Genomic DNA, 26,030 nt, shown 5'->3' on the forward strand with positions numbered 1-26,030 from the left:
AAATGTGTAAAATAGTTATAAAGGTTTTTAAAATCTTTTAAATAAATATGCTGGTTAAGGGGGCAATGTATAATGAAAACATATTCAGCTGATAAGATCAGGAATGTAGCATTATTAGGGCACAGTAGTAGTGGTAAAACAACTTTAACTGAAGCAGTACTATTTGCAACAGGCGTAACAAAAAGACAAGGAAGAGTAGACGACGGAAATACTGTATCAGACTTTGATAAACAAGAAATTGCACGTAAGGTATCTATTGGTACAACCGTTATTCCTGTTGAGTGGAATGATTTTAAATTTAATCTATTAGATACACCAGGATACTTCGATTTTATCGGTGAGATGTATGGTGCAAAGCGAGCATCTGAAGGTTCAGTATTATTAATAGATGCTTCTGCAGGTATTGAAGTTGGTACAGAAAAATCATGGAAAAATTTAGAGAAATATGTAACGCCAAGAATTATCTTTATTAATAAAATGGATAAAGAAGAAATTAATTTTGATAATTTAGTATCTGAATTAAAATCAAACTTTGGTGATAAAATAATACCATTTGCATTGCCAATAGGTATATCAAATGACTTCAAAGGAATTATAGATGTAATAAATGAAAAGGCATATGAATATAACGGAACTCAAAGAAAAGAAATAAGCCTTACGGATGATCAAAAAAAAGAGATAGAATCCATAAAGGAAGAATTATTAGAGAAAATAGCGGAGACAGATGAAGAGTTAATGGAGAAGTATTTTGAAGGAGAAGCTTTTACTCCTGAAGAAATAAATAAGGGATTGAGAATTGCAGTTAAAAATGGAGATCTAGTTCCTTTATTAGTAGGATGTGCGGAGAAGGCCATAGGTGTTGACTTTTTATTAGAAAATATGGAAAGATACATACCATCTCCAATAGATGTAGGACCGGCTAATGGATTAAAAGATGGCAAAGAAGTAGAAAGAAAACTAGATACTAATGAACCATTTTCAGCAGTAGTATTTAAGACAATTATAGACCCGTTTGTTGGTAAATTAACATTATTCAAAGTAATGTCAGGAAAGATAACTAAAGATACGGAATTATATAATTCCACTAAAGATAAATTGGAAAAGTTAGGTGGGCTGTTTTTACTTAGAGGTAAGAACCAAGTTGAGGTTAATGAGATACAAGCAGGAGATATTGGAGCTACTGCAAAGCTAAACTTTACGCAAACAGGTGATACACTTTGTGCTAAAAATAATCCTACCCTTTATGAAGAAATTAAGTATCCACAGCCAACTCTGTTTTTAGCTGTAGAACCAAAATCTAAAGGTGATGAAGAGAAAATTGGTACAGCTTTACACAGACTAACAGAAGAAGATCCTACTTTTGTTGTTCAAAGAAATTCAGAGACTAAACAACTTCTAATAGGCGGGCAAGGTAATATGCAGCTGACTGTAATTGTAGATAAATTGAAAAACACCTTTGGAGTAGACGTGAACTTAACTAATCCAAGGATTGCATACAGAGAAACTATTAAAGGAAGTTCATCTGTTCAAGGAAGACATAAGAAACAATCTGGTGGTGCAGGTCAATATGGAGATGTTCATATAAGATTTGAACCATGTGAAGAAAGCTTTATATTTGCAGAGGAAGTATTTGGTGGAGCAGTCCCTAGAAATTTCTTCCCAGCAGTAGAAAAAGGACTTTCAGAATCCTTAGAAAGAGGAGTTTTAGCAGGATATCCAGTAGTAAATGTAAAAGCCACTTTATTTGATGGCTCCTATCACCCAGTAGACTCTAACGAGATGGCATTTAAAATTGCGGCTTCTCTTGCATTTAAAAAGGGTATAGAAGAAGCAAAGCCTATATTACTTGAACCTATAATGAAATATGAAATATCGATACCTGAAGATTATATGGGTGATGTAATGGGAGATATGAATAAGCGTAGAGGAAGAATATTGGGCATGGAACAACAGGATGATGGAAGTCAAAAAGTTACTGCGGAAGCACCTCATTCTGAAATGTTTGAATATGCAATTGATTTAAGAGCCATGACTCAAGCAAGAGGAAGCTTTATGATGGAGTTTGCAAGATATGAAGAAGTACCTTCTAATATTGCAGATAAAATTATAGCAGAATCAAAAACTGAAAAAGAATAATAAAAACTTGAAAAATGGATATAAAAATATTATAATGTTTTTATATTCATAGATAAAAATATTTGCTCTAGGATTTGACTCTTAGAGCAATATTTTTAAAGTGAAGGTCAGAGAAGGTCAACAATTGAGGAGGATTTATATGTCTGGTTTAAGCAATATAATTGAGAGATTTATTAAGTCTATGATAGAAATAGCAGAAGACAGTACAATTGAAATTCAAAGAAATGAGTTAGCCGAAAAATTTGATTGTGCCCCTTCTCAAATAAATTATGTATTAACAACTAGATTTACACCTTATAAAGGATATTATATTGAGAGTAGAAGAGGTGGCGGTGGGTATATTAAGATTATAAAAGTAGGAATAGATACCAATGAAGATATAAATAATATTATTTCAGATACTATTGGTGAATCTATTACTAGGAATAAGGCATATCATATAATTGATGGGCTAGTTGAAGAAGAATTTATAAGTGAAAGAGAAGGAAAGATAATAAAGTCTGTAATGGAGGATAGGGCTTTAAGTATTGAAACTGTAGATAATAGAAATAAATTGAGAGCTAATATATTAAAAAATATTTTGTTAATCCTTATCTAAGCAGGAGGTGGTTTTATGTTATGTCAATCATGTAATAAAAATAATGCTACTATTCACTTTACAAAGATAATCAATGGAAATATAGAAGAAACTCACTTGTGTGATCAGTGCGCTCAGAAGAATAACGATTTTGATTTAGATTTTCCATTTCCATTCCAAAAGATTTTTACAGGACTTATAAGTTCAGCTCAAGAAGGTCAACCTGAATTTAAGAATATTAGCTGCCCAAAATGCGGCTTAACATATAAGAAGTTTTTAGAAGGAGGAAGGTTTGGATGCAATGAGTGTTATGAAGCCTTCAAAGAAGATGTTGAATCTTTATTAAAAGGGATTCATGGTCATACTGAGCATAAGGGGAAAATTGCAGTTAGAGCAAATAACAAGATTCTTAATAAAAGAGCAATTAATTCATTGAGGAAAGAACTAGAAGAATCCATAGTTAAGGAAGATTTTGAAAGAGCTGCGTTCCTAAGGGATGAAATAAAAAGATTAAGTTGTGATATTAGTAGTCAAGGATGTGATAAAAATGACTAAATGGCTTGATAGTGTAGGCACAGATGAAGATGTAGTAATTAGTACTAGACTTAGAATAGCAAGAAATATATCAAATTATAAGTTTCCAGATTTTATGGCTATGGATGAAAGTCAAGCTGTAATAGAAGAAGTTTTAAATGCTATGAAAGATAATAAAGATATATATAGATTTTATAGAGTAGATGATTTATCTGAATTAGAAAGAGTTGAACTTGTAGAAGATCATTTAATAAGTCCAAGGTTAGCAAAATCTTCTAAGAATGGAGGATTTCTTCTAAGGGAAGATGAGAAGTCTACTATAATGATTAATGAAGAAGATCATATCCGTATACAAGTTTTATTGTCTGGGCTAAACACCCATGATGGGTGGGAAATTTGCTCGGAAATAGATGACCATTTAGAAAAAAATATTGAATATGCTTTTCACGAAAAGTTTGGATACCTAACATCTTGTCCAACTAATGTAGGTACAGGTCTTAGGGCCTCTGTGATGGTTCATTTACCATGTTTGTCAATGACTGGACATATAAATACTATAATAGATGGATTAGGAAAAATAGGGTTGACATCTAGAGGAATTTATGGAGAAGGATCTAAAGCATTGGGGCACTTATTTCAAATATCTAATCAAACTACTTTAGGAGAAAATGAAGAGGAGATAATTAAAAAATTAAATAGAGTAGTATTACAAATAGTAGCAAGGGAAAGAAGCACTAGAGGATATATGCTAGATAAGAAAAAGATAGAGTTAGAAGATAAAATATTTAGATCCTTAGGTATTTTAAATTATAGTAGGCTTATATCATCTACAGAAGCAATGGCACATTTATCTAATGTTAAATTAGGATGTGATGTGGCCATAATAAATAGTATTAATCCTAAGGATATTGTTAAACTAATGATAGATATACAACCAGCCAATATACAAAGAAATTCCAATAGAGAAATGACTAAAGATGAAAGAGATATATATAGGGCACAAATAATAAGGAATAAATTTAGAAATATGGAGGGGTAGTAATATGGCAATGTTTGGAAGATTTACGGAAAGAGCACAAAGAGCAATACTATTATCTCAGGAACAAGCTAAGGAGCTAAAACATAATTATGTAGGTACAGAACATCTACTATTAGGCCTTATTGCAGAAGGAGAGGGAGTAGCTGCAAAAGCATTATCTAAATCAGGTGTTACCTTAGATAGGGCTAGGGAAGAAGTGATCTCTGCCATTGGTCAAGGTGAATATGGTGCAGATATTTTAGGGTTTACTCCTAGAACTAAAAGAATATTTGAATTGGGATTTGTAGAGGCTAGAAATTTAGGACATAATTATGTAGGAACAGAACACCTATTGCTTGGATTACTGGAGGAAGGCGAAGGTGTAGCCATAGTTGTATTAAAAAATCTAGGAGTAGATATAGCAAAATTATCAGAAATTATTCTTAGTATGACAACAGATGCAAATCAAAAAGGAGGACAAAATATAGAATCGAGTAATTCAAATACTCCAAACCTAGCTAAATTTAGTATAGACTTAAATAAGATGGCTCAATCAGGAGAAATTGATCCTGTCATAGGTAGAACAAAGGAAATAGAAAGAGTAATCCAAATTTTAAGTAGAAGAACAAAAAACAATCCAGTTTTAATAGGCGAACCAGGAGTAGGAAAGACAGCCATAGCTGAAGGGCTAGCACAAAAAATCATAGAGGGTGAAGTGCCTGAAATCATAAAGGACAAAAGAGTTGTCACTCTAGATTTGCCTGGAATGATTGCTGGAGCAAAATATAGAGGGGAATTTGAAGAAAGATTGAAATCTGTAATGAAAGAATTAAAGGAAGCAGGGGATGTCATTCTTTTTATAGATGAATTGCATACCATAGTGGGGGCAGGAGCTGCAGAAGGTGCTATAGATGCTTCTAATATACTGAAGCCAATACTAGCTAGAGGTGAACTTCAAGTAGTAGGTGCAACAACTATAGATGAATATAGAAAACATATAGAGAAGGACTCTGCTTTAGAAAGAAGATTCCAACCTATAATGGTTGAGGAACCTAGTGTAGAAGATACTATTAAGATACTGGAAGGGTTAAGAGACAAGTATGAGGCCCATCATAGGGTTAAAATAACAGATGAAGCCATAAAAGCTGCAGCAGAATTATCTAGCAGATATATAACTGATAGATTTTTACCTGATAAGGCAATAGACTTAATAGATGAGGCAGCATCAATGATTAGGATAAATTCTTATGTTGCTCCAGATGAACTTAAAAATTTAGAGGAAAGGCTAGAAGAATTATCCCAAGAAAAAGAAGAGGCCATAAATACTCAGAATTATGAGAAGGCGGCTAAGATAAGGGATATGGAAAGACAGGTAAAGGAAGAATTAGAAGATAATAAAGTTAAATGGCATCAAGAAAAACAAATATCCAGTATGAAAGTAGGACATGATGAAATCGCTAAAGTTGTATCTAATTGGACAGGAGTACCAGTTACTAAGATGACAACAGAAGAAAGTGAGAGACTACTAAACTTAGAAAAGATATTGCATGAAAAAGTAATTGGTCAAGAACAGGCGGTAAAAGCTGTAGCAAGTGCAGTAAGAAGGTCTAGAGTTGGGCTTAAAGACCCTAAAAAGCCAGTAGGTAGCTTTATATTCGTTGGACCTACAGGGGTAGGAAAAACATATTTAGCTAAGGCATTAGCAGAGGCTTTATTTGGTGATGAAGATGCTATGATTAGAATAGATATGTCAGAGTATATGGAAAAGCATTCAGTATCTAGATTAGTAGGTTCACCTCCAGGATATGTTGGGTATGATGAAGGCGGTCAATTAACTGAGGCTGTAAGAAGAAAGCCTTACGCTGTAGTTCTATTCGATGAAATTGAAAAGGCTCATCCAGATGTATTCAATATGCTTTTACAAATATTAGACGATGGAAGACTAACAGATTCTAAAGGTAGAACTGTAGATTTTAAAAATACTGTAATTATAATGACATCCAATGTTGGAGCAACTTCAATTAGAAAGCAAAATGTATTAGGATTCTCTGCTGGTAGGGAAGATAATAGAGAAGAATATGAAAAGATGAAGGAAACCATAACAGAAGAGTTAAAAAGAACATTTAGACCTGAATTTTTAAATAGACTTGATGAAATCATAGTATTCCACAGTCTAGAGGAGAAACATATAAAAGAAATTGTAGAGATTATGATAAAGGATTTAGCAAAACGTCTTTCAGATATTGGTGTTAAAATAAATGTATCTGAAAATACAAAGAACTATATTGCAAGTAAGGGATTCGATCCTATCTATGGAGCAAGACCTCTTGAAAGAACCATAAGAAGAATGATAGAAGACGAGTTGGCAGAAGAAATATTAAAAGGAAATGTATCAAAGGACGATACTATTACAATTGATTATGAAAATGATAAACTAGCATTTAAAATTTAGGTAATATATAAAGGCGGTCTACTTGACCGCCTAAAAACTATATTAGGAGAAAAATATGAAAAAAAGAATTATATATATATGTGAAAATTGTGGGTATCAAAGTAGCGGACATCTAGGCAGATGTCCAGAATGTAGCTCCTGGAATAGTATTAAAGAGACTTTGCTGGAAGATAGAAAAGAGACTTCAAAGTCTAGAACTAGGGCAGAAAGAAAACCTATTAAAAGATTACAAGATGTTGTTGCTACAAATAGTCACAGGATTATAACTAGTATAAATGAATTTAATAGAGTAATGGGAGGAGGAATAGTAAAGGATTCCATTACCATTCTTTCGGCAAAGCCAGGAGCAGGTAAGTCAACTTTATTGTTACAGGTAGCCAATGATTTAGCTAATAAGGATTATAAAGTTTTATATGCTTCTGGAGAAGAAAGTGAGTCCCAAATAAAAAGTCGTGCAGATAGAATTATCGAAAAAGTCAATGACAATGTATGGGTAATATCTGATAACAACATGGATAATGTATTAGATAACATAAACGATATAGATCCTGATTTAATAATAATTGATAGTATTCAAACATTTACTTTAGATGAATTTTCTAGTTCTAGAGCAGGATCTCCAACTCAAACTATGGAATGTGCCAATGCTTTAGTACAAATAGCCAAAAATGTAGACAGGCCTAGAGCAATTATTTTAGTAGGACAAATGACTAAGGAAGATGAAATAGCAGGCGTGAGAGCACTGGAGCACTTAGTAGATGCAGTTCTTATTATAGAAGGTGAAAGTGGAGAAGAATTAAGAACATTATTAACTACAAAAAACAGATATGGCTCTACTGGAGAAATGGGATTCTTTTATATAACAGATAAAGGAATGGTCTCCATAGATAATCCATCGGAATATTTTATGACATCAAGGGAAGGAAATAAGATCGTGGCAGGAAATGCCATCACTGTAGTTAGGGAAGGAACTAGACCTATTATCTTAGAAATAGAAAGCTTAGTTTCTGATTCCTTTACCCCTTATCCTTCAAGAATAGGAGAATGTCTAAAAAGAGAACAGTTAAATACCTTAGTTTCTATAATAGAACAGAGAGGTGGAATAAAGTTTTATGATAAAAATGTAGTTATCAAAACTACCGGTGGGATAAAATTAAAGGAACAGGCATCAAACCTAGCTGTACTTATGAGTATTATATCTTCTGTAAAGGAAATTGGAATAAGTAATGATACTGTATTTATAGCCGATGTTGGCCTAACGGGAGAATTGAAAAGAGTTCCTTCTCTAGAATCAAGGCTTAGAGAGCTAGATAGAATGGGCTTTAAAAATGCTTATGTAGCTCTCAATAGTGGAAAAGGAATAAAGACGAATAATCTAAAGATTATAGAACTAGAGACATTAAAAGATGTTATAAAAAATGTATTTTATTAAAAAACAAGCTAAAATATTTTAGCTTGTTTTTCCTTATAAAGAATAGGTAAATTAAACTTTCAATTTTAAGTTAGTCTATTTTATCTATTTTAGGCTAAATACACCTAAGGTTTTAATTGTATTATATTCGCTTTTTAAAATTTCATTTAAATTTAAATCTAAAGAGTTACAAAGAGCGGCTAAGTAAAAGAGATATGATCCGATTTCTCCATTAAGAACTTCTTTGCAACTATTGCAAACATTACCTTCAAGATGGTCTTTAACTGTATCTAACATTTCTTCAAAACTATCATTACTAAAGTCTTGCTTACTTGCATTGATAGAAATACAGCCACAAGAAGTAACTGATTTTGCTACTGCTCTATTAATTCTGGCATTATATTCATCAAGTTTTGTAGTTATATCTAATATGCTTTTGTGTCTAATAAGAACTTGAGAAACTTGTTCTTGAAGATTTTCACATAATGAATTTGTATCTGTATTTATATTATTACTCATAATCTCCACTCCCGTCAAAAGTTTTTTTTGCTATAGTTCAATTATACTTATGAAGACAAGCAGTTGTCAAATATTTCTATCAATTATTTAAAAAAGATTTTTTAAATAATTTTTCTAAGGACTTAAAAAAAACCTATGAAAAAGGATTGACAACTGAAATGAGACTATGATACAATATAAACTTTACAATTTCAGCATTTTGATATATAATATAAAAGAAAAGGTGAATAGGAGGTAATTGAATGTTTAATATTGGTGATAAAGTTGTATATCCTATGCATGGTGCTGGAATTATTGAAGGAATAGAAGAACGAGAGATATTAGGAGAAAAAAGAAGATATTTCATTATGAGAATGCCTATTGGAGATATGAAGGTTATGGTTCCTGTAGATAATGTAGAAGAAGTAGGTGTTAGGGAAGTAATAACTAAAGTAGATTTAGAAAGAGTAATATCTATACTTAAAGGAAATAAAACCTCTATGCCTCAAAACTGGAACAGAAGATATAGAATAAATATGGATAGGATAAAATCTGGTGATATTTTTGAAATCGCAGCCGTTGTTAGAAACCTTTTGATGATGGATATGGAAAAAGGCTTATCCACTGGAGAAAGAAAAATGTTAATTTCTGCTAAACAAATGTTAATTTCAGAAATGGTTTTAGTATCAGAATTTGATATTGAGAAGGTTGAAGAAGTAGTATTAGATGCAATTAAATATGAAGATGAGGATGATATTATAGAAAAATAACTATCAAAGTATAAAGAAATGGTTTATTTTTTTAAAAACGGGCAATAAATATATACAGGAGGTGAATAGATGATTGATAAAATTTTAAAAGGAGCCATAGGAATAATAGGTATGCTAATAGGCTACGGTATTTTATCTTTATTCATTAATTTAGAGATTATACAAACCACTAGAGTAGGATGGCTGAATTTAGTTTTATATTTAGGTGTATCCCTTATATTCGGAATTATATTCTTTTCCTTGTCATCTAAGATAATAGACAGAGGTAGGAAACTGGTTAGATTGATTGAAAATGAGTTAGAGAAATTCTCCGCATATGATATAGCTATATCAGCAGTTGGACTTATTCTTGGACTCATAATTGCATTTTTATTAACTCAACCATTAAATAATATGGGTATACCTTATTTAGGGGTTCCAATATCCATAGCTCTTTATATTATCTTTGGATATTTGGGGTTATCCATTCCAAATAGAAAGAAAGATGATATAACTTCGACTTTAGGTAATATTAGAAAGCAGCCTAGAGATAAGGCAAAGGCTCAAAATAGAACATATCCTAAGGTACTTGATACATCTGTTATAATTGATGGTAGGATAGCAGATATATGTAAAACAGGATTTATCGAAGGTCCACTTATTATACCAGAGTTTGTATTGTCTGAACTACAACATATAGCAGATTCTTCAGATTCCTTAAAAAGGAATAGAGGAAGAAGAGGATTGGATATATTAAACAAAATACAAAAAGAATTAGACGTTGAAGTAATAATTAACGATAAGAAATTTGAAGATGTTCCAGAAGTAGATTCGAAACTATTGAAGTTAACCCAATTACTTAAAGGAAAAATAATAACCAATGATTATAATTTAAATAAGGTAGCAGAGGTACAAGGAATTGATGTACTAAATATAAATGAATTGGCAAATGCGGTTAAACCAATAGTACTTCCAGGAGAGGAGATGCTTGTTCAAGTCGTAAGAGATGGTAAAGAGTCGGGGCAAGGTCTTGCATATCTAGATGATGGAACTATGATAGTTGTAGAAAGTGGTAGAAAGTTCATAGGTGAAACCATAGATGTAGTAGTTACATCAGTACTTCAAACATCTGCGGGTAGAATGATATTTGCTAAACCAAAATCTATGGTAGATAAAGCAGTTTAAGACCCTTAGGGGTCTTTTAATTTTGGATATAATAAATAATGATATTTATTGTTATAATATACTATGTTATAATACTCTAAGAGGTGAGAGGATGTATAAAGATTACTATGTATCTGTAATTATAGCTGCAGCTGGAATGAGTAATAGGATGGGAAGCAAAATTAATAAGCAGTTTATCGCCATAGGTGGCAAGCCTATATTGGCCCATACAATAGAAAAATTTGAAAAATGCAGATACATTGATGAAATAATTCTAGTAGCTAAAGAAGAGGAAATAGAATATTGTAGAAAAGAAATAGTTAGAAAATATAAATTTAATAAGGTAGCTAATATAATTAGAGGTGGAAAAGAAAGACAAGATTCTGTATATAATGGTATATTAGCCTTAAATGAACGCTCGAATATTGTTCTTACTCATGATGGGGCTAGACCTTTTGTAAAAAATGAAAATATAGAAGATGGCATAAAGGGTGTTATAGAGCATGGAGCCTGTGTCATAGGAGTGCCTGTAAAAGATACAATAAAGATTGTAGGTAATGAAAAAGATATAGAGGATACTCCAATAAGAGATCTGCTTTGGGCTGCTCAAACACCACAATGTTTCTTTAAAGACATACTTATTAAAGGGTATGAAAATGCAATAGATACTGGATTTTATGGAACTGATGATAGCTCCATAGTTGAAGAAATTGGATATAATGTCAAGATGATTATGGGAAGTTATGAAAATATAAAAATCACAACACCAGAGGATATAATCCTTGCAGAATCTTTAATTAAAGACAGAAATACGATTTTTAACGGCAGAAATTTTATATTTCAAAGTAGATAATAGGAATAGGTGATAATGTGAGAATTGGATTTGGTTATGATGTTCATAAGCTTGTAGAAGATAGAAAGTTGATATTAGGTGGCGTAGAGATGACCTTTGAAAGAGGTCTACTTGGACATTCCGATGCAGACGTTTTGGTTCATGCCATAATGGATAGCATTTTAGGAGCTTTAGCTTTAGGAGATATAGGAAAACATTTCCCTGATACTGATAATAAATATAAAGACATTTCAAGCATATATCTTTTGTCTCAAGTCTTTGAACTAATGAAAGATTCAGGGTACACAATAGGCAATATAGATGCAACAATTGCAGCTCAAAGACCAAAACTAGCTCCTTATATAGAGGAGATGAGGTTAAATATTGCCCATACTTTACACACTTCAATAGACAATATAAACATAAAAGCTACTACTACAGAATGGCTAGGTTTTGAAGGAAGAGAAGAGGGTATATCAGCATATAGTGTTTGCATGATTAAAAAAGAAAATAATTGACACAATATAATAGTACTAGTATAATATGTATAATATCCTAGCAAAGAAGGGAAATAGTAAGTATTATAGGTCCTAGAGAGGAAGTTAAATGGTGGAAAACTTCTGTCCTTCCTAATATTGAACCTACCCCAGAGCATTTAAGCCAAAAGCTTAAACGGTTGTGCGTTATAACTATTGAGTGAACCTATTTATACTTAGGTTTATTAGAGTGGTACCGCGGAACTTAACCTTTCGTCTCTTACAAAGAGATGAAAGGTTTTTTTATGACCTTTATGACCTAACACAACGAACGACAGTGAGTTGATGTAGGTCAAACGCAACGAACGCCAAATTCATGCGAGTGATAACGAGCAAATGAATTTGTGCAGTGAGACTGCGTAGTCATCTATGGTTAAATAACTAACTAAACGAAGGTAACAAATTGATGGTAGGTCAAACTCAACGAGAACCAAATCTATGTGAGCGTAGCGAGCAGATAGATTTGAGATTCGAGACTGCGTAGCCACCGTATCAAACAACTGAATTTAACGAAGGCAACAAATTTATGATCTGGTCAACATTTTTAATTTTTTATATAAATATAAGGAGAGTGATTTTTATGAGAATGTCAAAACTTTATATACCTACTTTAAGGGAAATGCCGGCAGATGCGGAAATAGCAAGTCATAAATTCCTTCTAAGGGCAGGTATGATGAGGAGATTAGTTAGTGGTGTGTATTCTTACCTTCCAATGGGATATAGGGTAATAAGAAAGGTAGAACAAGTAGTTAGAGAAGAAATGGATAGAGCAGGGTCTCAAGAATTATTAATGTCTGCAATTCAACCAAGAGAAATATGGGAGGCTTCTGGTAGATGGGAAAACTTTGGTCCAGAAATGTTTAGACTTAAAGACAGAAATAGTAGAGAATTTTGCCTTGGACCTACCCATGAAGAATATTTTACTAATTTAATAAAGGACGAAGTAAAATCCTATAAGCAACTTCCATTAAATCTTTATCAGATTCAAACAAAATATAGAGATGAGAAAAGACCAAGATTTGGTTTAATGAGATGTAGGGAATTTATAATGAAGGATGCCTATAGTTTTGATGTAGACGAAGAAAGTATGAAGAAGGCATATGAAGTAATGTGGGAAGCCTATGATAATGTGTTTACTAGACTTAACCTAAAATATAAAGTAGTTCAAGGAGATACAGGGGCCATGGGTGGTAAAGTATCTCATGAATTTATGGCAATGTCAGAGGCTGGTGAAAGTCTAATGGCTTATTGTGATAATTGTGATTATGCAGCTACTGATGAAAAAGCAGATGTAGTATATAAAGTGAATAATGAAACAGAAGAAGAATTAAATATGGAGAGAGTTCATACTCCAAATGTAACTACTATTGAATCCTTAGTGGAATTCTTCAATATTGATCCTAGCAGATTTGGAAAAGCATTGGTATATAACATAGGAGAACCAGTAGTTGCAATTATCCCAGGAGATAGGGAACTAAATGAAACTAAGCTATGTAATTATTTAGGAATAGGAGAACATGATCTAGAGTTAGCCAATGAAGAAGTTATCCTAGACATAACTGGAGCAAATAAAGGTTTCACAGGTCCAGTGGGAATTAAAAAAGGAGTTAAAGTTTTAGTAGATTCTAGAATTGCTAAAATCAAAAATCTAATAGTAGGTGGAAATGAAACAGATTACCATCTACAAAATGTAAATTATGGCAGAGACTTCACAGGTGAAGTAGTAGAAGATTTACTTTTAGTAAGAGAAGGAGATATATGCCCTAAATGTGGAGAAGCGCTAGAGATGGATAGAGGAATTGAAGTAGGAAATATATTCCAATTAGGTACTAAATATTCAGAAGCATTAGGCTCTAACTTTTTAGATGAAAATGGTAAGGAAAAGCCATTTGTAATGGGATGTTATGGTATAGGTGTTTCTAGATCTGTAGCAGCAGTAGTAGAACAACACCATGATGAAGATGGGATAATATGGCCATTAATTGTAGCACCTTATCATGTAATAATAACTGTAGTAAATACAAAGAATGAAGAGCAAGTAAACCTAGGTGAAAAATTATATAAAGAATTAGAAGCATTAGGTGTTGAAGTTATAATAGATGATAGAAATGAAAGAGCAGGAGTTAAGTTTAAAGATAGAGATTTAATAGGAATACCAATTAGAATAACTGTAGGTAAAAAGGCAGGAGAATCTATTGTGGAATATTCTATTAGAGGAGAAGAAGATAAACAGGAAGTAGAAGTAGATAAATTAACATCTTTAATAAAAGAAGAATTTGCTAAAGAGAGTTTGAAATTATAATAAAAAAATAGTCCGAGTGGACTATTTTTTTAAATAAAAGAAGGAGTTTTTTAAATTATGTCGAATATATACTTACAAGATTTCTGAAAATTCAATCATAACAAAAGCTAAAGAGTATTTCTACAAAACATTATTTTCACAGATCTCAATAATTTCTAAGTAATATAAACATAAAATGAGTAATAAGAATAGATTATAATACTAGTGAAAGGTGAGGAAATCATGGATATAGGTTTAGAATTAGCTAAGGTATGTGAAGAATTTATATGTATATTAAATAAATTAAAAGCAAACTCCATAATAACAGAAGAGGAATTTATATTATATTCGAAGGAAAAAATAAGATTTATAGAAGAAAATTGTTTATTGGAAGCTTAATAATGATAATATCTTTTAGAACAGGAAATACTATAGTAAAATCTTTTCAAAGATTTTTTACTATAGTATTTTTACTTATTTAGATAGAGAGTTTACAGTAGGGAACTGGTGATATATAATATAAGATAATTAACTCAGGAGGTGTAGGTTTTGAAAGAAATAAGATTAAGATTTGCCCCAAGTCCAACAGGTTTTATACATATAGGCTCTATTAGGACTGCTTTATACAATTACCTATTTGCTAGACGCAATAATGGAAAGTTTATTTTAAGAATAGAAGATACTGACCAAACTAGATTTGTTGAAGGAGCTATAGAAAATTTAATAGAGTCTTTACATTGGGCTGGGATAGAATATGATGAGGGTATATTTGTGGAAGATGGAAAAGTAGTTCAAAAAGGAGATTATGGTCCATACATTCAATCTGAAAGATTAGATATATATAAGAAATATGTAGATGAGCTTATTGAAAACGGTCATGCATATTATTGTTTCTGCTCTAAAGAAAGACTTGAAAGCGTTCGTGAAGAACAAAAAATTAAAGGCTTAGTGCCAAAATATGATGGGTTTTGTAGAAATGTTTCTTTAGAAGAAGCAAAGATAAGAATTGCTAATGGAGAAGAATATGTTGTTAGATTAAAATTACCTCAGAACTATGATGTAAAATTTCATGACTTAGTTAGGGGAGATATTATAATAAATACTGATGATATTGACGATCAAGTACTACTGAAATCTGATGGATATCCAACTTATCATATGGCTGTAGTAGTAGATGACCATTTAATGGAAATATCCCATATAGTTAGAGGAGAGGAATGGCTGCCTTCTACACCAAAACATATTTATTTATATGAAGTATTTGGATGGGAAAAACCAACATATGTGCATTTGCCTACTGTTTTAAATAAAGACAGAAAGAAATTAAGTAAGCGTCAAGGAGATGTATCAGTAGAAGATTTTAGAGATAAGGGATATTTACCAGAGGGATTAGTTAATTACTTAGCATTAGTAGGATGGAGTCCAGAAGATAACGAAGAAATATTATCTATGGAAGAATTAATAAACAAATTTTCCTTTGAAAGAGTATCTAAAACAGGTGGAATTTTTGATAAAGATAAATTGAATTGGGTAAATGGACATTATATCAGGAGTTCATCTGTGGCGAAAATTACAGATTTAGCTATTCCTTACTTAATAGAAGCAGGTCTAATTGATGATTCTTTTGCTAAAGATAAATATGATTGGCTTAAATTATTGATTCGTACTGTTCAAGAGAGTTTAGATACTGTTGGAGATGTTGTAGAAAAAGTAGATTTTATATTTAAAGATCATGTAGAAATAGTAGAAGAAGATGCATTGGAAATAATAAAAGGTGAACAAGTAAGTTCTGTACTTACAGCTATTAAGGAAGAATTAAACGATGTAGAAGTAGTAGACGAAGAATATGCTAAAGGATTTATGAAACTAATCCAAAAAGCTACTGGGGTAAAGGGTAAAAACTTATTTATGCCAGCAAGAGTAGCTTTAACAGGAGCGGCACACGGACCAGAGTTTGTGAATATACTAGTTCTACTAGGAAAAGAAAATATAATAAAAAGAATTGAATATGTAGAGAAGAATTATATATAGTGAATAGTGTAGGGGTATATCTTTAAAAGAGGGAGGTTAGGTATGAAGATTTATAATACTTTAACAAGAAAAAAAGAAGAATTTATACCAGTAGTAGAAGGACAGGTTAGTATGTACACTTGCGGACCAACAGTTTATAACTATATACACGTTGGAAATGCTAGACCTATAGTAATATTTGATACTCTAAGAAGATTTTTTATATATAGAGGATATGAGGTTAAATATATTTCAAACTTTACAGATATTGACGATAGAATAATAAGTAAAGCAAATGAAGAAAATACTACATTTAAAGAAATATCGGAGAGATATATAGAAGCTTTTATGAATGACACAAAAGGTTTAAATGTATATGAAGAAAAAACTATACATCCGAAAGCTACAGAATTTATTCAACCAATGATTGAATTTATAGAAGCTTTGATAGAAAAAGATGCAGCCTATAATATAGATGGAAATGTTTATTTTAATATAAATAGTGCTAAGGATTATGGTAAATTATCCAAGAAAAATATTGAGGATTTACTAAGCGGTGCTAGAGTTGAAGTAAGTGACGAAAAACAGAATCCTATGGATTTTGCATTATGGAAAAAGGCTAAAGAAGGAGAACCGTCATGGGAAAGTCCATGGGGATTAGGTAGACCTGGATGGCATATAGAGTGTTCTGTAATGGCTAGGACTTTAGTAGGAGATACAATAGATATACATGCAGGTGGAGATGATCTTCAGTTTCCACACCATGAAAATGAAATTGCTCAGTCTGAGACATTAACGGAGAAGCCCTTTGCTAATTACTGGATGCATAATGCTATGTTAAATGTAGAAAATCAAAAAATGTCGAAATCTGTAGGAAATTTTTTCACTGTAAAAGAAATTGCAGAGGAGTTTGATTTAGAAATTCTTAGATTCTTCCTATTATCTGCACATTATAGATCCCCTATAAACTTTACTAGAGAAATAATGCATCAAATGGAAAATGCTTTAGAAAGGATATATAATGGCAAGAAAAACTTAGAATATTTACTTGAGAAGGCTGAAGATAGAGAATTAAATGAGGAAGAAGATAATCATCTGAAGGAAATCGAGAAATTTAAAGAAGAATTTATAGAGAGTATGGAAGATGATTTAAACACTGCAGATGCCATTGCAGCAGTATTTGAATTAGTTAAATATGCTAATACTAATATAAATGAGAAAAACTCTAGAAAGTTCATTCACAAAACCTATGATCTTCTTATGGAATTATGTAATGTTCTAGGGATATTGAATAAAAAGGAAGAAATCTTAGAGGAAGAAATAGTAGAACTTATTAAAAAAAGAACTGAAGCAAGAAAAAATAAGGATTTTAAATTAGCCGATGAAATTAGAGATATATTAAAAGAAAAAGGAATAGTTTTAGAGGACACTCAAGAAGGTGTAAAATGGAAACGAGTATAGATTATGGAAAAAGACAATTTATTTAGAAAAACAAACAAAGATATAACTGCAGAGGATATAGATATGCTATCTCCTTTGCAGCTTGCTTATATAGGAGATGCAGTTTATGAACTTTTAGTTAGGACATATTTACTGCAGAAGAAACTTCCAGTAAATAAACTTCATAAAGCAACTATTGAGTATGTAAAGGCTAAAGCTCAGGCGAATATTGTCCATATGTTGGAGGATACACTTACTGAAGAAGAACAAACAATAGTGAAAAAAGGAAGAAATGCTAAATCCCATACGATACCTAAAAATGCCAATATGATAGACTATAAATATGCTACAGGGTTTGAGGCATTAATAGGGTATCTTTATTTGAAAAGAAGGGATGAAAGAATATCAGAAATGTTTGAAATGATTTCGAATATGGATATTGATTAAATATAAGGGGGATTTGAATGTTAAAGGTAGAGCTTTTAAGATATACACCTGATGGGGAAAAGTTAGTTGCATCAGCTGCTAGGCTATGTTATTCATCTGTGGGAATTGACCAAATTGAAGAAAGTTTAGATAATGATAAAGTTGAATCATTCTTATCTCTTTTAATGGACTTAAATCATGAAAGTCCAATAGAACATATTAGTTTTACCTTTGGTATAGAAGGAGTATCACGTACATTGACTCATCAATTAGTGAGACATAGGATTGCTAGCTTCTCTCAGCAATCACAAAGGTATGTAAAACTTGAACAATTTGAATATATAATCCCGCCCAATATTTCAAATAATGAAAAAGCTAAGAAATTATTTGTAAATGCAATGGAAGAAGACCAAAGATATTATAATGAAATAACTGAAATATTATTTGAAGAACATTATAAAAAATATATCAATGAAGGATTTTTAGAAAAGGAAGCTAAAAGTAAGGCGGAAAAAGAGTCTATAGAAGATGCTAGATATATTTTCCCAAATGCCTGTGAAACTAAAATAGTATTTACTATGAATGCTAGGTCACTACTTAATTTCTTTAATTTGAGATGTTGTAATAGAGCCCAGTGGGAAATAAGAGAACTGGCAATATCAATGTTAAAGGAAGTTAGGAAAGTATATCCAGTACTATTTAAAAATGCAGGACCAAGGTGCGTGTCTGGTCCTTGTCCAGAAGGAAAGATGACTTGCGGGAAGATGATTGAAGTAAGAGAAAAGTTTAGAGCAATTGACAATTAACATAGAAAGGTGTGAATAGATGGATTTTCAATATGTTGTAGGAAGAAATCCGGTTTTAGAAATACTTAAGGCAGATAGAGAAATAGAGAAGTTATACGTTTTGAATGGTGATCTTCAAGGTTCGATAAATAAAATAATTGGAATCGCAAGAGATAGAAATATTATAATTCAACAAGTTGATAAGAATAAACTAGACTCACTATCAGAAGGCAATGCTCATCAAGGAGTAGTTGCTTTAGTTACTTCGTATGGTTATGTAGACTTAGATGATATACTTAATAAAGCTAAGGAAAAGGAGCAACAACCATTTATAGTGATATTAGATGGAATAGAAGATCCACATAATCTAGGTTCCATAATTAGAACAGCGGAATGTGCAGGTGTTCATGGAATAATTATCCCAAAGAGACGTTCGGCAGTAGTTAATCAAACGGTTTATAAAAGTTCTGCTGGTGCAGTAGAACATATGCTTGTGGCAAAAGTAAACAATATTGTCAATACAATAGAGGAGTTGAAACAAAAGGGTTTATGGATCTATGGTGCAGATATGACTGGTAATGATTATTATAAAACATCTTTAGATGGTGGAGTGGCATTGGTAATAGGCAATGAAGGAAAAGGAATTTCCCGATTAGTTAAAGAAAAATGCGATGTATTAGTTAAAATTCCAATGCTAGGTAAGGTATCTTCTTTAAATGCTTCCAATGCAGCATCTATATTAATTTACGAGGTAGTAAGACAGAACTATGGCTAAAAGAAATAAAAAGATTAAGGAATATCTTTTTGTTGATGGATATAATATTATTAATTCATGGGACAGATTTAATAATCTAAAAAAATCCCATCTAGAAGAAGCGCGAAATGAGCTCATAGAAATTATGATGGAATATAAACATTATTCAGGTATAGAAATAATAATCGTATTTGATGCACATTTAGTAAGGGGCAATTATGGTACGCAGGAGAATCATAATGGTTTAGAAGTAATATATACTAAAGAAAATGAAACAGCAGATCAATATATAGAGAAAAAGCTAGATGAAATAGGTAGAATAAAAACAGTACGGGTAGCTACATCAGATTGGATGGAACAACAAATTATATTAGGACGTGGAGGCACTAGAATATCTGCGAGGGAACTAGAGATGGAAATATTTAACCAAAAAAAACTAATGAAACGTAATAGAGCTAATGAAAATAAGAAAAATGATTTACTGCTAGGGAGGTTAGATGAAGAAACTGTAAAAAGATTGAATGATCTAATTAGTGAGAAAAATGACCTTGACTAATAAGAATCTATTGATATAATGAAATTGACAGAATTTAACATCTATGCTGGGGGGAATATTGGTGCATTTAAGCTTGTATGATGACATTGAACTAAATAGCTATACAAATATGAGTGATGAGGATGTAGTGGCTTTTGCTAAGACTGATGATGCTGTAGCTTTAGAATATTTGATCAATAAGTATAAAAATATAGTAAAGTGTAAAGCTAGGTCTTATTATTTAATAGGTGCTGATAAAGAGGATATTGTACAGGAAGGTATGATAGGCCTCTATAAGGCTATCCGTGACTACGATAAGGACAAGCTAGCTTCCTTTAGGGCGTTTGCAGAAATTTGTATTACAAGACAAATCATTACGGCTATTAAAACAGCTACTAGGCAAAAACATATTCCATTAAATTCCTATGTATCTCTAAATAAACCTATATACGATGAAGAGTCTGATAGGACTTTATTAGACATTGTAACTGGCATAAATACATCTGATCCTGAGGAGTTAATGATAGGTAGGGAAGAGTTGGACTTTATGGAAGGCAAAATAGGAGAAATCTTATCTGAATTGGAGTGGGAAGTCTTAATGTCTTATGTAGATGGAATGAGTTATCAAGAAATTGCAGAAAACTTAGATAGACATGTAAAAAGTATTGATAATGCTTTACAAAGAGTAAAAAGAAAGTTAGAGAAAATATTAGAGAATAAAATGTAAATCCCTTGACAAATTTAAAGGGAAATAGTAAAATAACTAACAGTGAGCAAAATGCCCACGTAGCTCAGGAGGTAGAGCACTTGCATGGTAAGCAAGAGGTCACCGGTTCGAGTCCGGTCGTGGGCTCCACATTTTTTTATAGGTTAAGAAACGCCAGGGCGAGTTTCCTTAACTTTCTTCCTAAAGAAATTCGAAAATTAAGATTATTAATATAAAAATTAAGGAGGAATATTGAAATGGCAAAAGCAAAATTTGAAAGAACTAAACCACACGTAAACATAGGAACAATAGGACACGTAGACCATGGTAAGACAACATTAACAGCAGCTATTACAATGGTATTAAACAAGAGATTCGGTTCAGGAGAAGCAATAAGCTATGACAACATAGATAAAGCACCAGAGGAAAGAGAAAGAGGAATAACAATTTCTACATCACACGTAGAATATGAAACAGCAAATCGTCACTATGCACACGTAGACTGCCCAGGTCACGCTGACTATGTAAAGAACATGATCACAGGAGCAGCACAAATGGATGGAGCTATCTTAGTAGTATCAGCAGCAGATGGTCCAATGCCACAAACAAGAGAGCATATCCTATTATCAAGAAACGTAGGAGTGCCAAAGATAGTAGTATTCTTAAACAAACAAGACATGGTAGATGACGAAGAGTTAATCGAATTAGTAGAAATGGAAGTAAGAGAATTATTATCAGAATATGACTTTGATGGAGATGGAACACCAATCGTAGTAGGTTCAGCATTAAAAGCAATAGAAGAACCAGACGGACCATGGGGAGACAAAATAGTTAAACTAATGGAAGAAGTAGACGCATACGTTCCACAACCAGAAAGAGATACAGATAAACCATTCCTAATGCCAGTAGAGGACGTATTCTCAATTACAGGAAGAGGAACAGTAGCAACAGGAAGAGTAGAAAGAGGAATCGTAAAAACAGGAGACAACGTAGAAATCGTTGGATTAGCAGAAGAAGCAAGAACAGTAGTAGTAACAGGAGTAGAGATGTTCAGAAAACTACTAGATGAAGCACAAGCAGGAGATAACATAGGAGCTTTATTAAGAGGGGTTCAAAGAAGTGAAATTGAAAGAGGTCAAGTATTAGCAAAGCCAAAATCAATAAACCCACACTTAAAATTTGAATCAGAAGTATATGTATTATCAAAAGAAGAGGGTGGAAGACATACACCATTCTTCAACGGATATAGACCACAATTCTACTTCAGAACAACAGACGTAACAGGTGATATCAAATTAGAAGAAGGCGTAGAAATGGTAATGCCAGGAGATAATGCAAAATTCACAATAGAATTAATTACTCCAATAGCAATAGAAGAAGGACTAAGATTCTCAATTCGTGAAGGTGGAAGAACAGTAGGTTCAGGAGTTGTAACTAAAGTTCTTGCATAATAAAAAAGACTAGGTCTTTTGACCTAGTCTTTTTTCTGGATGAACTTGGAATAAGATTTCATAAAAAATGGAATAATGATTCTATACTTTAAAGAAAATCATTATAGAGGGATTACTTTTTTATTGACATAGTTTTTAATTTATGATAGTTTATATTAGTAACGTTGTTAAAGATGGGGAGAAGTACCCGAAAACGATAGTTTAACATATATATAGGGTTTGTAGGAGGTGTTTTAAGTGAGAGATAGAATCACATTAGCTTGCACAGAGTGTAAACAAAGAAATTACAATACTACTAAAAACAAAAAGAACAATACAGAAAGAATTGAACTAAAAAAATATTGTAAATTCTGCAAAAATCATACTGCTCATAAAGAAACTAAATAATACTATAATTAAGTAAGGATGTGAGTGTTATGACAGCGCCAACAGGTACAAAGAAAGCAAAAGTAGCTACCTATTTCAGAGGAGTTAAATCTGAAATTAAAAAAGTAATTTGGCCTAGTAAGAAAGAATTAATAAATTATACAGGAGTAGTTATAATGGTTAGTGCTATTGTAGCAATTATTGTATGGGTACTAGACTTAATAATACACGGTGGCTTACAGTTTATAATTTAGTTACAAGAGGGAGGGAAGGACCGATAGGTTCCTGAAATTTATGACGGAGAAAAGTAGAGAAGAAAGGGCTATGGATGCAAGATGGTATGTAGTCCATACTTATTCAGGTCATGAAAACAAGGTTAAAGCTAACCTTGAAAAAATGGTAGAGAATAGAGGTATGAGAGACGATATATTCGAAGTAGCTGTGCCTACTGAAGAGTATATGGACAGCAAGGGCGGGAAGAAAAAGCTTAAAGAAAGAAAACTTTTCCCTGGATATGTTCTTGTGAAGATGATAATCAATGATGAATCATGGTATCTAGTGAGAAACACAAGAGGAGTTACAGGATTTGTAGGACCAGGTTCTAAGCCAGTTCCGTTAACAGATACAGAGGTAAAAGCATTGGGAGTACAAGAAACCGTTCTACCTATGGTAGATTTAAGGGTGAGTGATGTAGTAAAGGTATGTTCTGGTCCCTTTGAAAACTTTATGGGAAATGTTGACAGTATAAATATGGAAAAGAGAAAAGTGAAAGTTTTTGTATCCATGTTTGGGAGAGAAACTCTTGTTGAATTGGATTTTGACCAAGTTGAAAAGTTATAAGTTTTTAAAAGCAAATTGCTTTTTAAATATATATAATTGAGTGGGAGGGTTTATCCCGCCAAACCACAAAGGACACGAGGAGGTGGAAGTATTATGGCAAAAAAAGTTATGGCTTTAGTTAAGTTACAAATTCCAGCTGGTAAAGCAACTCCAGCCCCACCTGTAGGAACTGCATTAGGACCTCATGGAGTAAATATTATGCAATTTACAAAAGAATTTAATGCTAAGACTGCAGATCAAGCGGGAATGATAATACCAGTTGTTCTTACTGTTTATCAAGACAGATCTTTTTCTTTTATAACAAAGACACCACCAGCTGCGGTATTAATCAAAAAAGCTGTAGGTATAGAATCAGGTTCAGCTGAACCAAATAAGAAAAAGGTTGCTAATCTTTCTAAAGCTAAGGTTAGAGAAATCGCTGAATTAAAAATGCCAGATTTAAATGCTGCTTCAATAGAGACAGCTATAAGCATGATTGAAGGAACTGCAAGAAGTATGGGTATTACTGTAGAAGAATAATTATAGGAAAATAGTGGGAGGATATTCCGTTATAACCACAAGGAGGTAATGTTATGCCAAAAAGAGGTAAAAATTATACAGAGAGCATGAAGTTAGTAGATAGAACTAATCTTTATGATGTAGATGAGGCTATTGAACTAGTACAAAAAACAGCAAAAGCTAAATTTGATGAGACTATAGATTTATCAGTAAGACTTGGAGTAGATCCAAGACATGCTGATCAACAAGTAAGAGGCGCTGTAGTATTACCACATGGTACAGGTAAAAGTAAAACTGTACTTGTTATTGCAAAAGGCGATAAAATAAAAGAAGCTGAAGAAGCAGGCGCAGAATATGTGGGCGGCGAAGAATTAGTTGCTAGAATTCAAAATGAAGGCTGGATGGACTTCGATGTAGTAGTTGCAACACCAGATATGATGGGACTTGTTGGTAGAATAGGTAGAATCCTTGGACCAAAAGGATTAATGCCAAATCCAAAGTCTGGAACTGTAACTTTTGAAGTAGCAAAAGCTATTGATGAAATTAAAGCAGGTAAAGTTGAATATAGAGTAGATAAAGCTAGTATCATAAATGTACCAATAGGAAAAATATCCTTTGGAACAGAAAAACTAACAGAAAACTTTAACACAGTTATGGATGCCATAATTAAGGCTAAACCAGCTGCGGCTAAAGGAAGATATTTAAGATCAGTTGCTATATCCAGTACAATGGGTCCTGGAATTAAAATAAATGGACAAAAATTAATGGACTAATCTATTGACAATATGAATAAAAATTGATATAATTTTTATGTTAATTAAATAGATAACTGTAGACAGTAGGTACCAGAAGGTTTAAACTCCTACCGAGGTGAGAACGAACTAATTTATAAAATTGAAATTAGGGTCTCTACGTGTCTGCGGAGGGACCTTTATTTATTGTCCTATGGGAGGTGAATTCAGTGAAGGAACAAACCCTTCAAGCTAAAAGCCAAAATGTAGAAGAGATTAAAGAAAAGATTAGCAAAGCTCAATCTGTAGTATTAGTTGATTATAGAGGACTTAATGTTGAACAATTAACTGAATTAAGAAGTAGATACAGAAAAGCAGGTGTTGAGTATAAGGTTTATAAAAACACTATGATGAGATTTGCTTTTAAAGATTCAGGTCTTGAAGAATTTAATGAGTTCTTAAAGGGACCAAGTGCTATTGCTTTTGGATATGATGATCCAGTTCAAGTAGCAAAAATTACATCTGACTTCGCTAAGGAAAATGATAAGCTTGAGATAAAAGCTGGTGTTGTAGATGGTAAAATTATAGATGTTAATGGTGTAAAAGATCTAGGAGATCTTCCACCAAGAGAAGTACTTATTGCACAAGTACTTGGCGGATTTAATGCACCAATTCAAGGATTTGCTAACGTACTTCAAGGTACAATTAGAAGCCTTGCAATTGTGTTAAACGCTATTCAAGAAAAACAACAAGCCTAAAAAATAAAATTACTGTGGAGGGATATATAAAAATGGCAAGTGAAAAAGTATTAAATTTAATCGAAGAAGTTAAGAATTTAACTGTATTAGAATTAGCAGATTTAGTTAAAGCATTAGAAGAAGAATTCGGAGTAAGTGCATCTGCACCAATGGCAGCAGCAGCAGCTCCAGCAGCAGGTGGCGCAGCAGCTCCAGCAGCAGAAGAAAAATCAGAATTTGATGTTATCTTAGCATCAGCAGGTGGAGAAAAAATTAAAGTTATAAAAGTTGTTAGAGAAATAACTGGATTAGGATTAAAAGAAGCTAAAGAATTAGTAGATGGCGCTCCAAAGCCAATTAAAGAAGGTGCTTCAAAAGAAGAAGCTGATGATATCAAAGCTAAATTAGAAGAAGCTGGAGCACAAGTAGAAGTAAAATAATTATTGTTAATTAAAAAGGCTTTCAAAATTAAAGAAAGCCTTTTTTATTACCTTTATACATAAGAAAAAGCTTGACACAAAAGCTATATTATGGTAACATATCTAAATGCATAATAGGGAAAA

General features: G+C 32.3%; 28 protein-coding genes, 1 tRNA gene and 2 other annotated features. Of the genes, 28 read left to right on the forward strand and 1 reads right to left on the reverse strand.

Going from position 1 to position 26,030, the window contains the following annotated elements; genetic code table 11:
- The first annotated feature begins 72 nt into the window (after window positions 1–72).
- From fusA to radA, 6 genes are all read left to right on the forward strand, one after another.
- Window positions 73–2,136: an elongation factor G gene (gene fusA / locus RBU61_RS02395; protein ID WP_308877958.1), complete on the forward strand. Its 2,064-nt coding sequence runs from the start codon at window positions 73–75 to the stop codon at window positions 2,134–2,136.
- 139 nt (window positions 2,137–2,275) lie between these two features.
- Complete coding sequence (locus RBU61_RS02400) at window positions 2,276–2,734, forward strand: CtsR family transcriptional regulator (RefSeq protein ID WP_308877959.1); 459 nt, start codon at window positions 2,276–2,278, stop codon at window positions 2,732–2,734.
- Window positions 2,735–2,749: 15 nt separating this feature from the next.
- Window positions 2,750–3,268, forward strand: a complete 519-nt coding sequence (locus tag RBU61_RS02405) for a UvrB/UvrC motif-containing protein (RefSeq protein ID WP_308877960.1) — start codon at window positions 2,750–2,752, stop codon at window positions 3,266–3,268.
- The gene (locus RBU61_RS02410; RefSeq protein ID WP_308877961.1) at window positions 3,261–4,286 is read left to right on the forward strand and encodes a protein arginine kinase; all 1,026 of its coding nucleotides are present in this window, start codon (window positions 3,261–3,263) and stop codon (window positions 4,284–4,286) included. The genes RBU61_RS02405 and RBU61_RS02410 overlap by 8 nt, the downstream gene beginning before the upstream one ends.
- Before the next feature lie 4 nt (window positions 4,287–4,290).
- The gene (locus RBU61_RS02415; protein ID WP_308877962.1) at window positions 4,291–6,717 is read left to right on the forward strand and encodes an ATP-dependent Clp protease ATP-binding subunit; all 2,427 of its coding nucleotides are present in this window, start codon (window positions 4,291–4,293) and stop codon (window positions 6,715–6,717) included.
- Window positions 6,718–6,772: 55 nt separating this feature from the next.
- On the forward strand, window positions 6,773–8,149 hold the full coding sequence (gene radA / locus RBU61_RS02420) for a DNA repair protein RadA (protein WP_308877963.1): 1,377 nt from the start codon (window positions 6,773–6,775) through the stop codon (window positions 8,147–8,149).
- A gap of 84 nt (window positions 8,150–8,233) precedes the next feature.
- Here radA and RBU61_RS02425 read toward each other — a convergent pair whose 3' ends face one another.
- Window positions 8,234–8,647: a DUF1573 domain-containing protein gene (locus RBU61_RS02425; protein ID WP_308877965.1), complete on the reverse strand. Its 414-nt coding sequence runs from the start codon at window positions 8,645–8,647 to the stop codon at window positions 8,234–8,236.
- A 242-nt stretch (window positions 8,648–8,889) separates the two neighbouring features.
- On the opposite strand from RBU61_RS02425, the gene RBU61_RS02430 reads away from it, so the two are divergent.
- The 22 genes from RBU61_RS02430 to rplL all read left to right on the forward strand — a co-directional run bounded on the left by RBU61_RS02430 (window position 8,890) and on the right by rplL (window position 25,907).
- Window positions 8,890–9,396, forward strand: coding sequence for a CarD family transcriptional regulator (locus RBU61_RS02430; RefSeq protein WP_308877966.1), 507 nt, complete (start codon window positions 8,890–8,892; stop codon window positions 9,394–9,396).
- Between the two features lie 69 nt (window positions 9,397–9,465).
- Window positions 9,466–10,560 (forward strand): PIN/TRAM domain-containing protein, encoded by a 1,095-nt coding sequence (locus RBU61_RS02435; RefSeq protein ID WP_308877967.1) that lies wholly within the window; start codon window positions 9,466–9,468, stop codon window positions 10,558–10,560.
- Window positions 10,561–10,651: 91 nt separating this feature from the next.
- Window positions 10,652–11,392 (forward strand): 2-C-methyl-D-erythritol 4-phosphate cytidylyltransferase, encoded by a 741-nt coding sequence (ispD, locus tag RBU61_RS02440; RefSeq protein WP_308877968.1) that lies wholly within the window; start codon window positions 10,652–10,654, stop codon window positions 11,390–11,392.
- A 17-nt stretch (window positions 11,393–11,409) separates the two neighbouring features.
- Entirely contained in the window at window positions 11,410–11,889 is a 480-nt protein-coding gene (gene ispF / locus RBU61_RS02445; protein WP_308877969.1) for a 2-C-methyl-D-erythritol 2,4-cyclodiphosphate synthase, read from the forward strand.
- Window positions 11,890–11,923: 34 nt separating this feature from the next.
- Window positions 11,924–12,131, forward strand: a binding site (T-box leader).
- Window positions 12,132–12,487: 356 nt separating this feature from the next.
- Complete coding sequence (locus RBU61_RS02450; RefSeq protein WP_308877970.1) at window positions 12,488–14,209, forward strand: proline--tRNA ligase; 1,722 nt, start codon at window positions 12,488–12,490, stop codon at window positions 14,207–14,209.
- Between the two features lie 222 nt (window positions 14,210–14,431).
- A complete protein-coding gene (locus tag RBU61_RS02455; protein WP_308877971.1) occupies window positions 14,432–14,587 on the forward strand; it encodes a hypothetical protein in 156 nt (51 codons plus the stop codon).
- Window positions 14,588–14,737: 150 nt separating this feature from the next.
- Window positions 14,738–16,219, forward strand: coding sequence for a glutamate--tRNA ligase (gltX, locus tag RBU61_RS02460; protein WP_308877972.1), 1,482 nt, complete (start codon window positions 14,738–14,740; stop codon window positions 16,217–16,219).
- Window positions 16,220–16,261: 42 nt separating this feature from the next.
- Window positions 16,262–17,659: a cysteine--tRNA ligase gene (gene cysS, locus RBU61_RS02465; protein ID WP_308877973.1), complete on the forward strand. Its 1,398-nt coding sequence runs from the start codon at window positions 16,262–16,264 to the stop codon at window positions 17,657–17,659.
- 3 nt (window positions 17,660–17,662) lie between these two features.
- On the forward strand, window positions 17,663–18,085 hold the full coding sequence (locus RBU61_RS02470; protein ID WP_308877974.1) for a ribonuclease III domain-containing protein: 423 nt from the start codon (window positions 17,663–17,665) through the stop codon (window positions 18,083–18,085).
- 17 nt (window positions 18,086–18,102) lie between these two features.
- Window positions 18,103–18,870 carry an FAD-dependent thymidylate synthase gene (gene thyX, locus RBU61_RS02475; RefSeq protein ID WP_308877975.1) on the forward strand — a complete coding sequence of 256 codons (768 nt, stop codon included), beginning with the start codon at window positions 18,103–18,105 and terminating at the stop codon, window positions 18,868–18,870.
- Window positions 18,871–18,889: 19 nt separating this feature from the next.
- A complete protein-coding gene (gene rlmB, locus RBU61_RS02480) occupies window positions 18,890–19,624 on the forward strand; it encodes a 23S rRNA (guanosine(2251)-2'-O)-methyltransferase RlmB (protein WP_308877976.1) in 735 nt (244 codons plus the stop codon).
- Entirely contained in the window at window positions 19,617–20,159 is a 543-nt protein-coding gene (locus RBU61_RS02485; protein ID WP_308877977.1) for an NYN domain-containing protein, read from the forward strand. Before rlmB ends, RBU61_RS02485 begins: the two co-directional genes overlap by 8 nt.
- 61 nt (window positions 20,160–20,220) lie before the next feature.
- Entirely contained in the window at window positions 20,221–20,865 is a 645-nt protein-coding gene (sigH, locus tag RBU61_RS02490; protein ID WP_308877978.1) for an RNA polymerase sporulation sigma factor SigH, read from the forward strand.
- Between the two features lie 53 nt (window positions 20,866–20,918).
- Window positions 20,919–20,994, forward strand: a tRNA-Thr gene (locus RBU61_RS02495).
- Between the two features lie 107 nt (window positions 20,995–21,101).
- Complete coding sequence (tuf, locus tag RBU61_RS02500; RefSeq protein WP_308877979.1) at window positions 21,102–22,295, forward strand: elongation factor Tu; 1,194 nt, start codon at window positions 21,102–21,104, stop codon at window positions 22,293–22,295.
- Between the two features lie 237 nt (window positions 22,296–22,532).
- A complete protein-coding gene (gene rpmG / locus RBU61_RS02505; protein WP_308877980.1) occupies window positions 22,533–22,682 on the forward strand; it encodes a 50S ribosomal protein L33 in 150 nt (49 codons plus the stop codon).
- A gap of 29 nt (window positions 22,683–22,711) precedes the next feature.
- A complete protein-coding gene (gene secE, locus RBU61_RS02510) occupies window positions 22,712–22,915 on the forward strand; it encodes a preprotein translocase subunit SecE (RefSeq protein WP_308877981.1) in 204 nt (67 codons plus the stop codon).
- Between the two features lie 70 nt (window positions 22,916–22,985).
- Window positions 22,986–23,501 carry a transcription termination/antitermination protein NusG gene (nusG, locus tag RBU61_RS02515; RefSeq protein WP_374212475.1) on the forward strand — a complete coding sequence of 172 codons (516 nt, stop codon included), beginning with the start codon at window positions 22,986–22,988 and terminating at the stop codon, window positions 23,499–23,501.
- Between the two features lie 93 nt (window positions 23,502–23,594).
- Window positions 23,595–24,020, forward strand: coding sequence for a 50S ribosomal protein L11 (rplK, locus tag RBU61_RS02520; RefSeq protein ID WP_308877983.1), 426 nt, complete (start codon window positions 23,595–23,597; stop codon window positions 24,018–24,020).
- A gap of 53 nt (window positions 24,021–24,073) precedes the next feature.
- On the forward strand, window positions 24,074–24,772 hold the full coding sequence (rplA, locus tag RBU61_RS02525; RefSeq protein WP_308877984.1) for a 50S ribosomal protein L1: 699 nt from the start codon (window positions 24,074–24,076) through the stop codon (window positions 24,770–24,772).
- A 38-nt stretch (window positions 24,773–24,810) separates the two neighbouring features.
- Window positions 24,811–24,944 (forward strand) — a sequence feature (ribosomal protein L10 leader region).
- Between the two features lie 16 nt (window positions 24,945–24,960).
- Window positions 24,961–25,488 (forward strand): 50S ribosomal protein L10, encoded by a 528-nt coding sequence (rplJ, locus tag RBU61_RS02530; RefSeq protein WP_308877985.1) that lies wholly within the window; start codon window positions 24,961–24,963, stop codon window positions 25,486–25,488.
- A 32-nt stretch (window positions 25,489–25,520) separates the two neighbouring features.
- Complete coding sequence (rplL, locus tag RBU61_RS02535) at window positions 25,521–25,907, forward strand: 50S ribosomal protein L7/L12 (RefSeq protein WP_308877986.1); 387 nt, start codon at window positions 25,521–25,523, stop codon at window positions 25,905–25,907.
- Window positions 25,908–26,030 lie beyond the last annotated feature (123 nt).

Source organism: Tissierella sp. MB52-C2 (genome assembly GCF_030931715.1).
Taxonomy (GTDB): Bacteria; Bacillota; Clostridia; order Tissierellales; family Tissierellaceae; genus Tissierella.

Coding starts and splice junctions, on each gene's coding strand:
- RBU61_RS02430 (WP_308877966.1), top strand. CDS start 8,890: ATGTTTAATATTGGTGATAAAGTTGTATATCCTATGCATGGTGCTGGA.
- RBU61_RS02400 (WP_308877959.1), top strand. CDS start 2,276: ATGTCTGGTTTAAGCAATATAATTGAGAGATTTATTAAGTCTATGATA.
- rplA (WP_308877984.1), top strand. CDS start 24,074: ATGCCAAAAAGAGGTAAAAATTATACAGAGAGCATGAAGTTAGTAGAT.
- RBU61_RS02450 (WP_308877970.1), top strand. CDS start 12,488: ATGAGAATGTCAAAACTTTATATACCTACTTTAAGGGAAATGCCGGCA.
- RBU61_RS02410 (WP_308877961.1), top strand. CDS start 3,261: ATGACTAAATGGCTTGATAGTGTAGGCACAGATGAAGATGTAGTAATT.
- RBU61_RS02415 (WP_308877962.1), top strand. CDS start 4,291: ATGGCAATGTTTGGAAGATTTACGGAAAGAGCACAAAGAGCAATACTA.
- rplK (WP_308877983.1), top strand. CDS start 23,595: ATGGCAAAAAAAGTTATGGCTTTAGTTAAGTTACAAATTCCAGCTGGT.
- RBU61_RS02405 (WP_308877960.1), top strand. CDS start 2,750: ATGTTATGTCAATCATGTAATAAAAATAATGCTACTATTCACTTTACA.
- nusG (WP_374212475.1), top strand. CDS start 22,986: ATGGATGCAAGATGGTATGTAGTCCATACTTATTCAGGTCATGAAAAC.
- tuf (WP_308877979.1), top strand. CDS start 21,102: ATGGCAAAAGCAAAATTTGAAAGAACTAAACCACACGTAAACATAGGA.
- rlmB (WP_308877976.1), top strand. CDS start 18,890: ATGGATTTTCAATATGTTGTAGGAAGAAATCCGGTTTTAGAAATACTT.
- fusA (WP_308877958.1), top strand. CDS start 73: ATGAAAACATATTCAGCTGATAAGATCAGGAATGTAGCATTATTAGGG.
- rplL (WP_308877986.1), top strand. CDS start 25,521: ATGGCAAGTGAAAAAGTATTAAATTTAATCGAAGAAGTTAAGAATTTA.
- RBU61_RS02470 (WP_308877974.1), top strand. CDS start 17,663: ATGGAAAAAGACAATTTATTTAGAAAAACAAACAAAGATATAACTGCA.
- ispD (WP_308877968.1), top strand. CDS start 10,652: ATGTATAAAGATTACTATGTATCTGTAATTATAGCTGCAGCTGGAATG.
- RBU61_RS02455 (WP_308877971.1), top strand. CDS start 14,432: ATGGATATAGGTTTAGAATTAGCTAAGGTATGTGAAGAATTTATATGT.
- thyX (WP_308877975.1), top strand. CDS start 18,103: ATGTTAAAGGTAGAGCTTTTAAGATATACACCTGATGGGGAAAAGTTA.
- RBU61_RS02485 (WP_308877977.1), top strand. CDS start 19,617: ATGGCTAAAAGAAATAAAAAGATTAAGGAATATCTTTTTGTTGATGGA.
- secE (WP_308877981.1), top strand. CDS start 22,712: ATGACAGCGCCAACAGGTACAAAGAAAGCAAAAGTAGCTACCTATTTC.
- cysS (WP_308877973.1), top strand. CDS start 16,262: ATGAAGATTTATAATACTTTAACAAGAAAAAAAGAAGAATTTATACCA.
- RBU61_RS02435 (WP_308877967.1), top strand. CDS start 9,466: ATGATTGATAAAATTTTAAAAGGAGCCATAGGAATAATAGGTATGCTA.
- radA (WP_308877963.1), top strand. CDS start 6,773: ATGAAAAAAAGAATTATATATATATGTGAAAATTGTGGGTATCAAAGT.
- RBU61_RS02425 (WP_308877965.1), bottom strand. CDS start 8,647: ATGAGTAATAATATAAATACAGATACAAATTCATTATGTGAAAATCTT.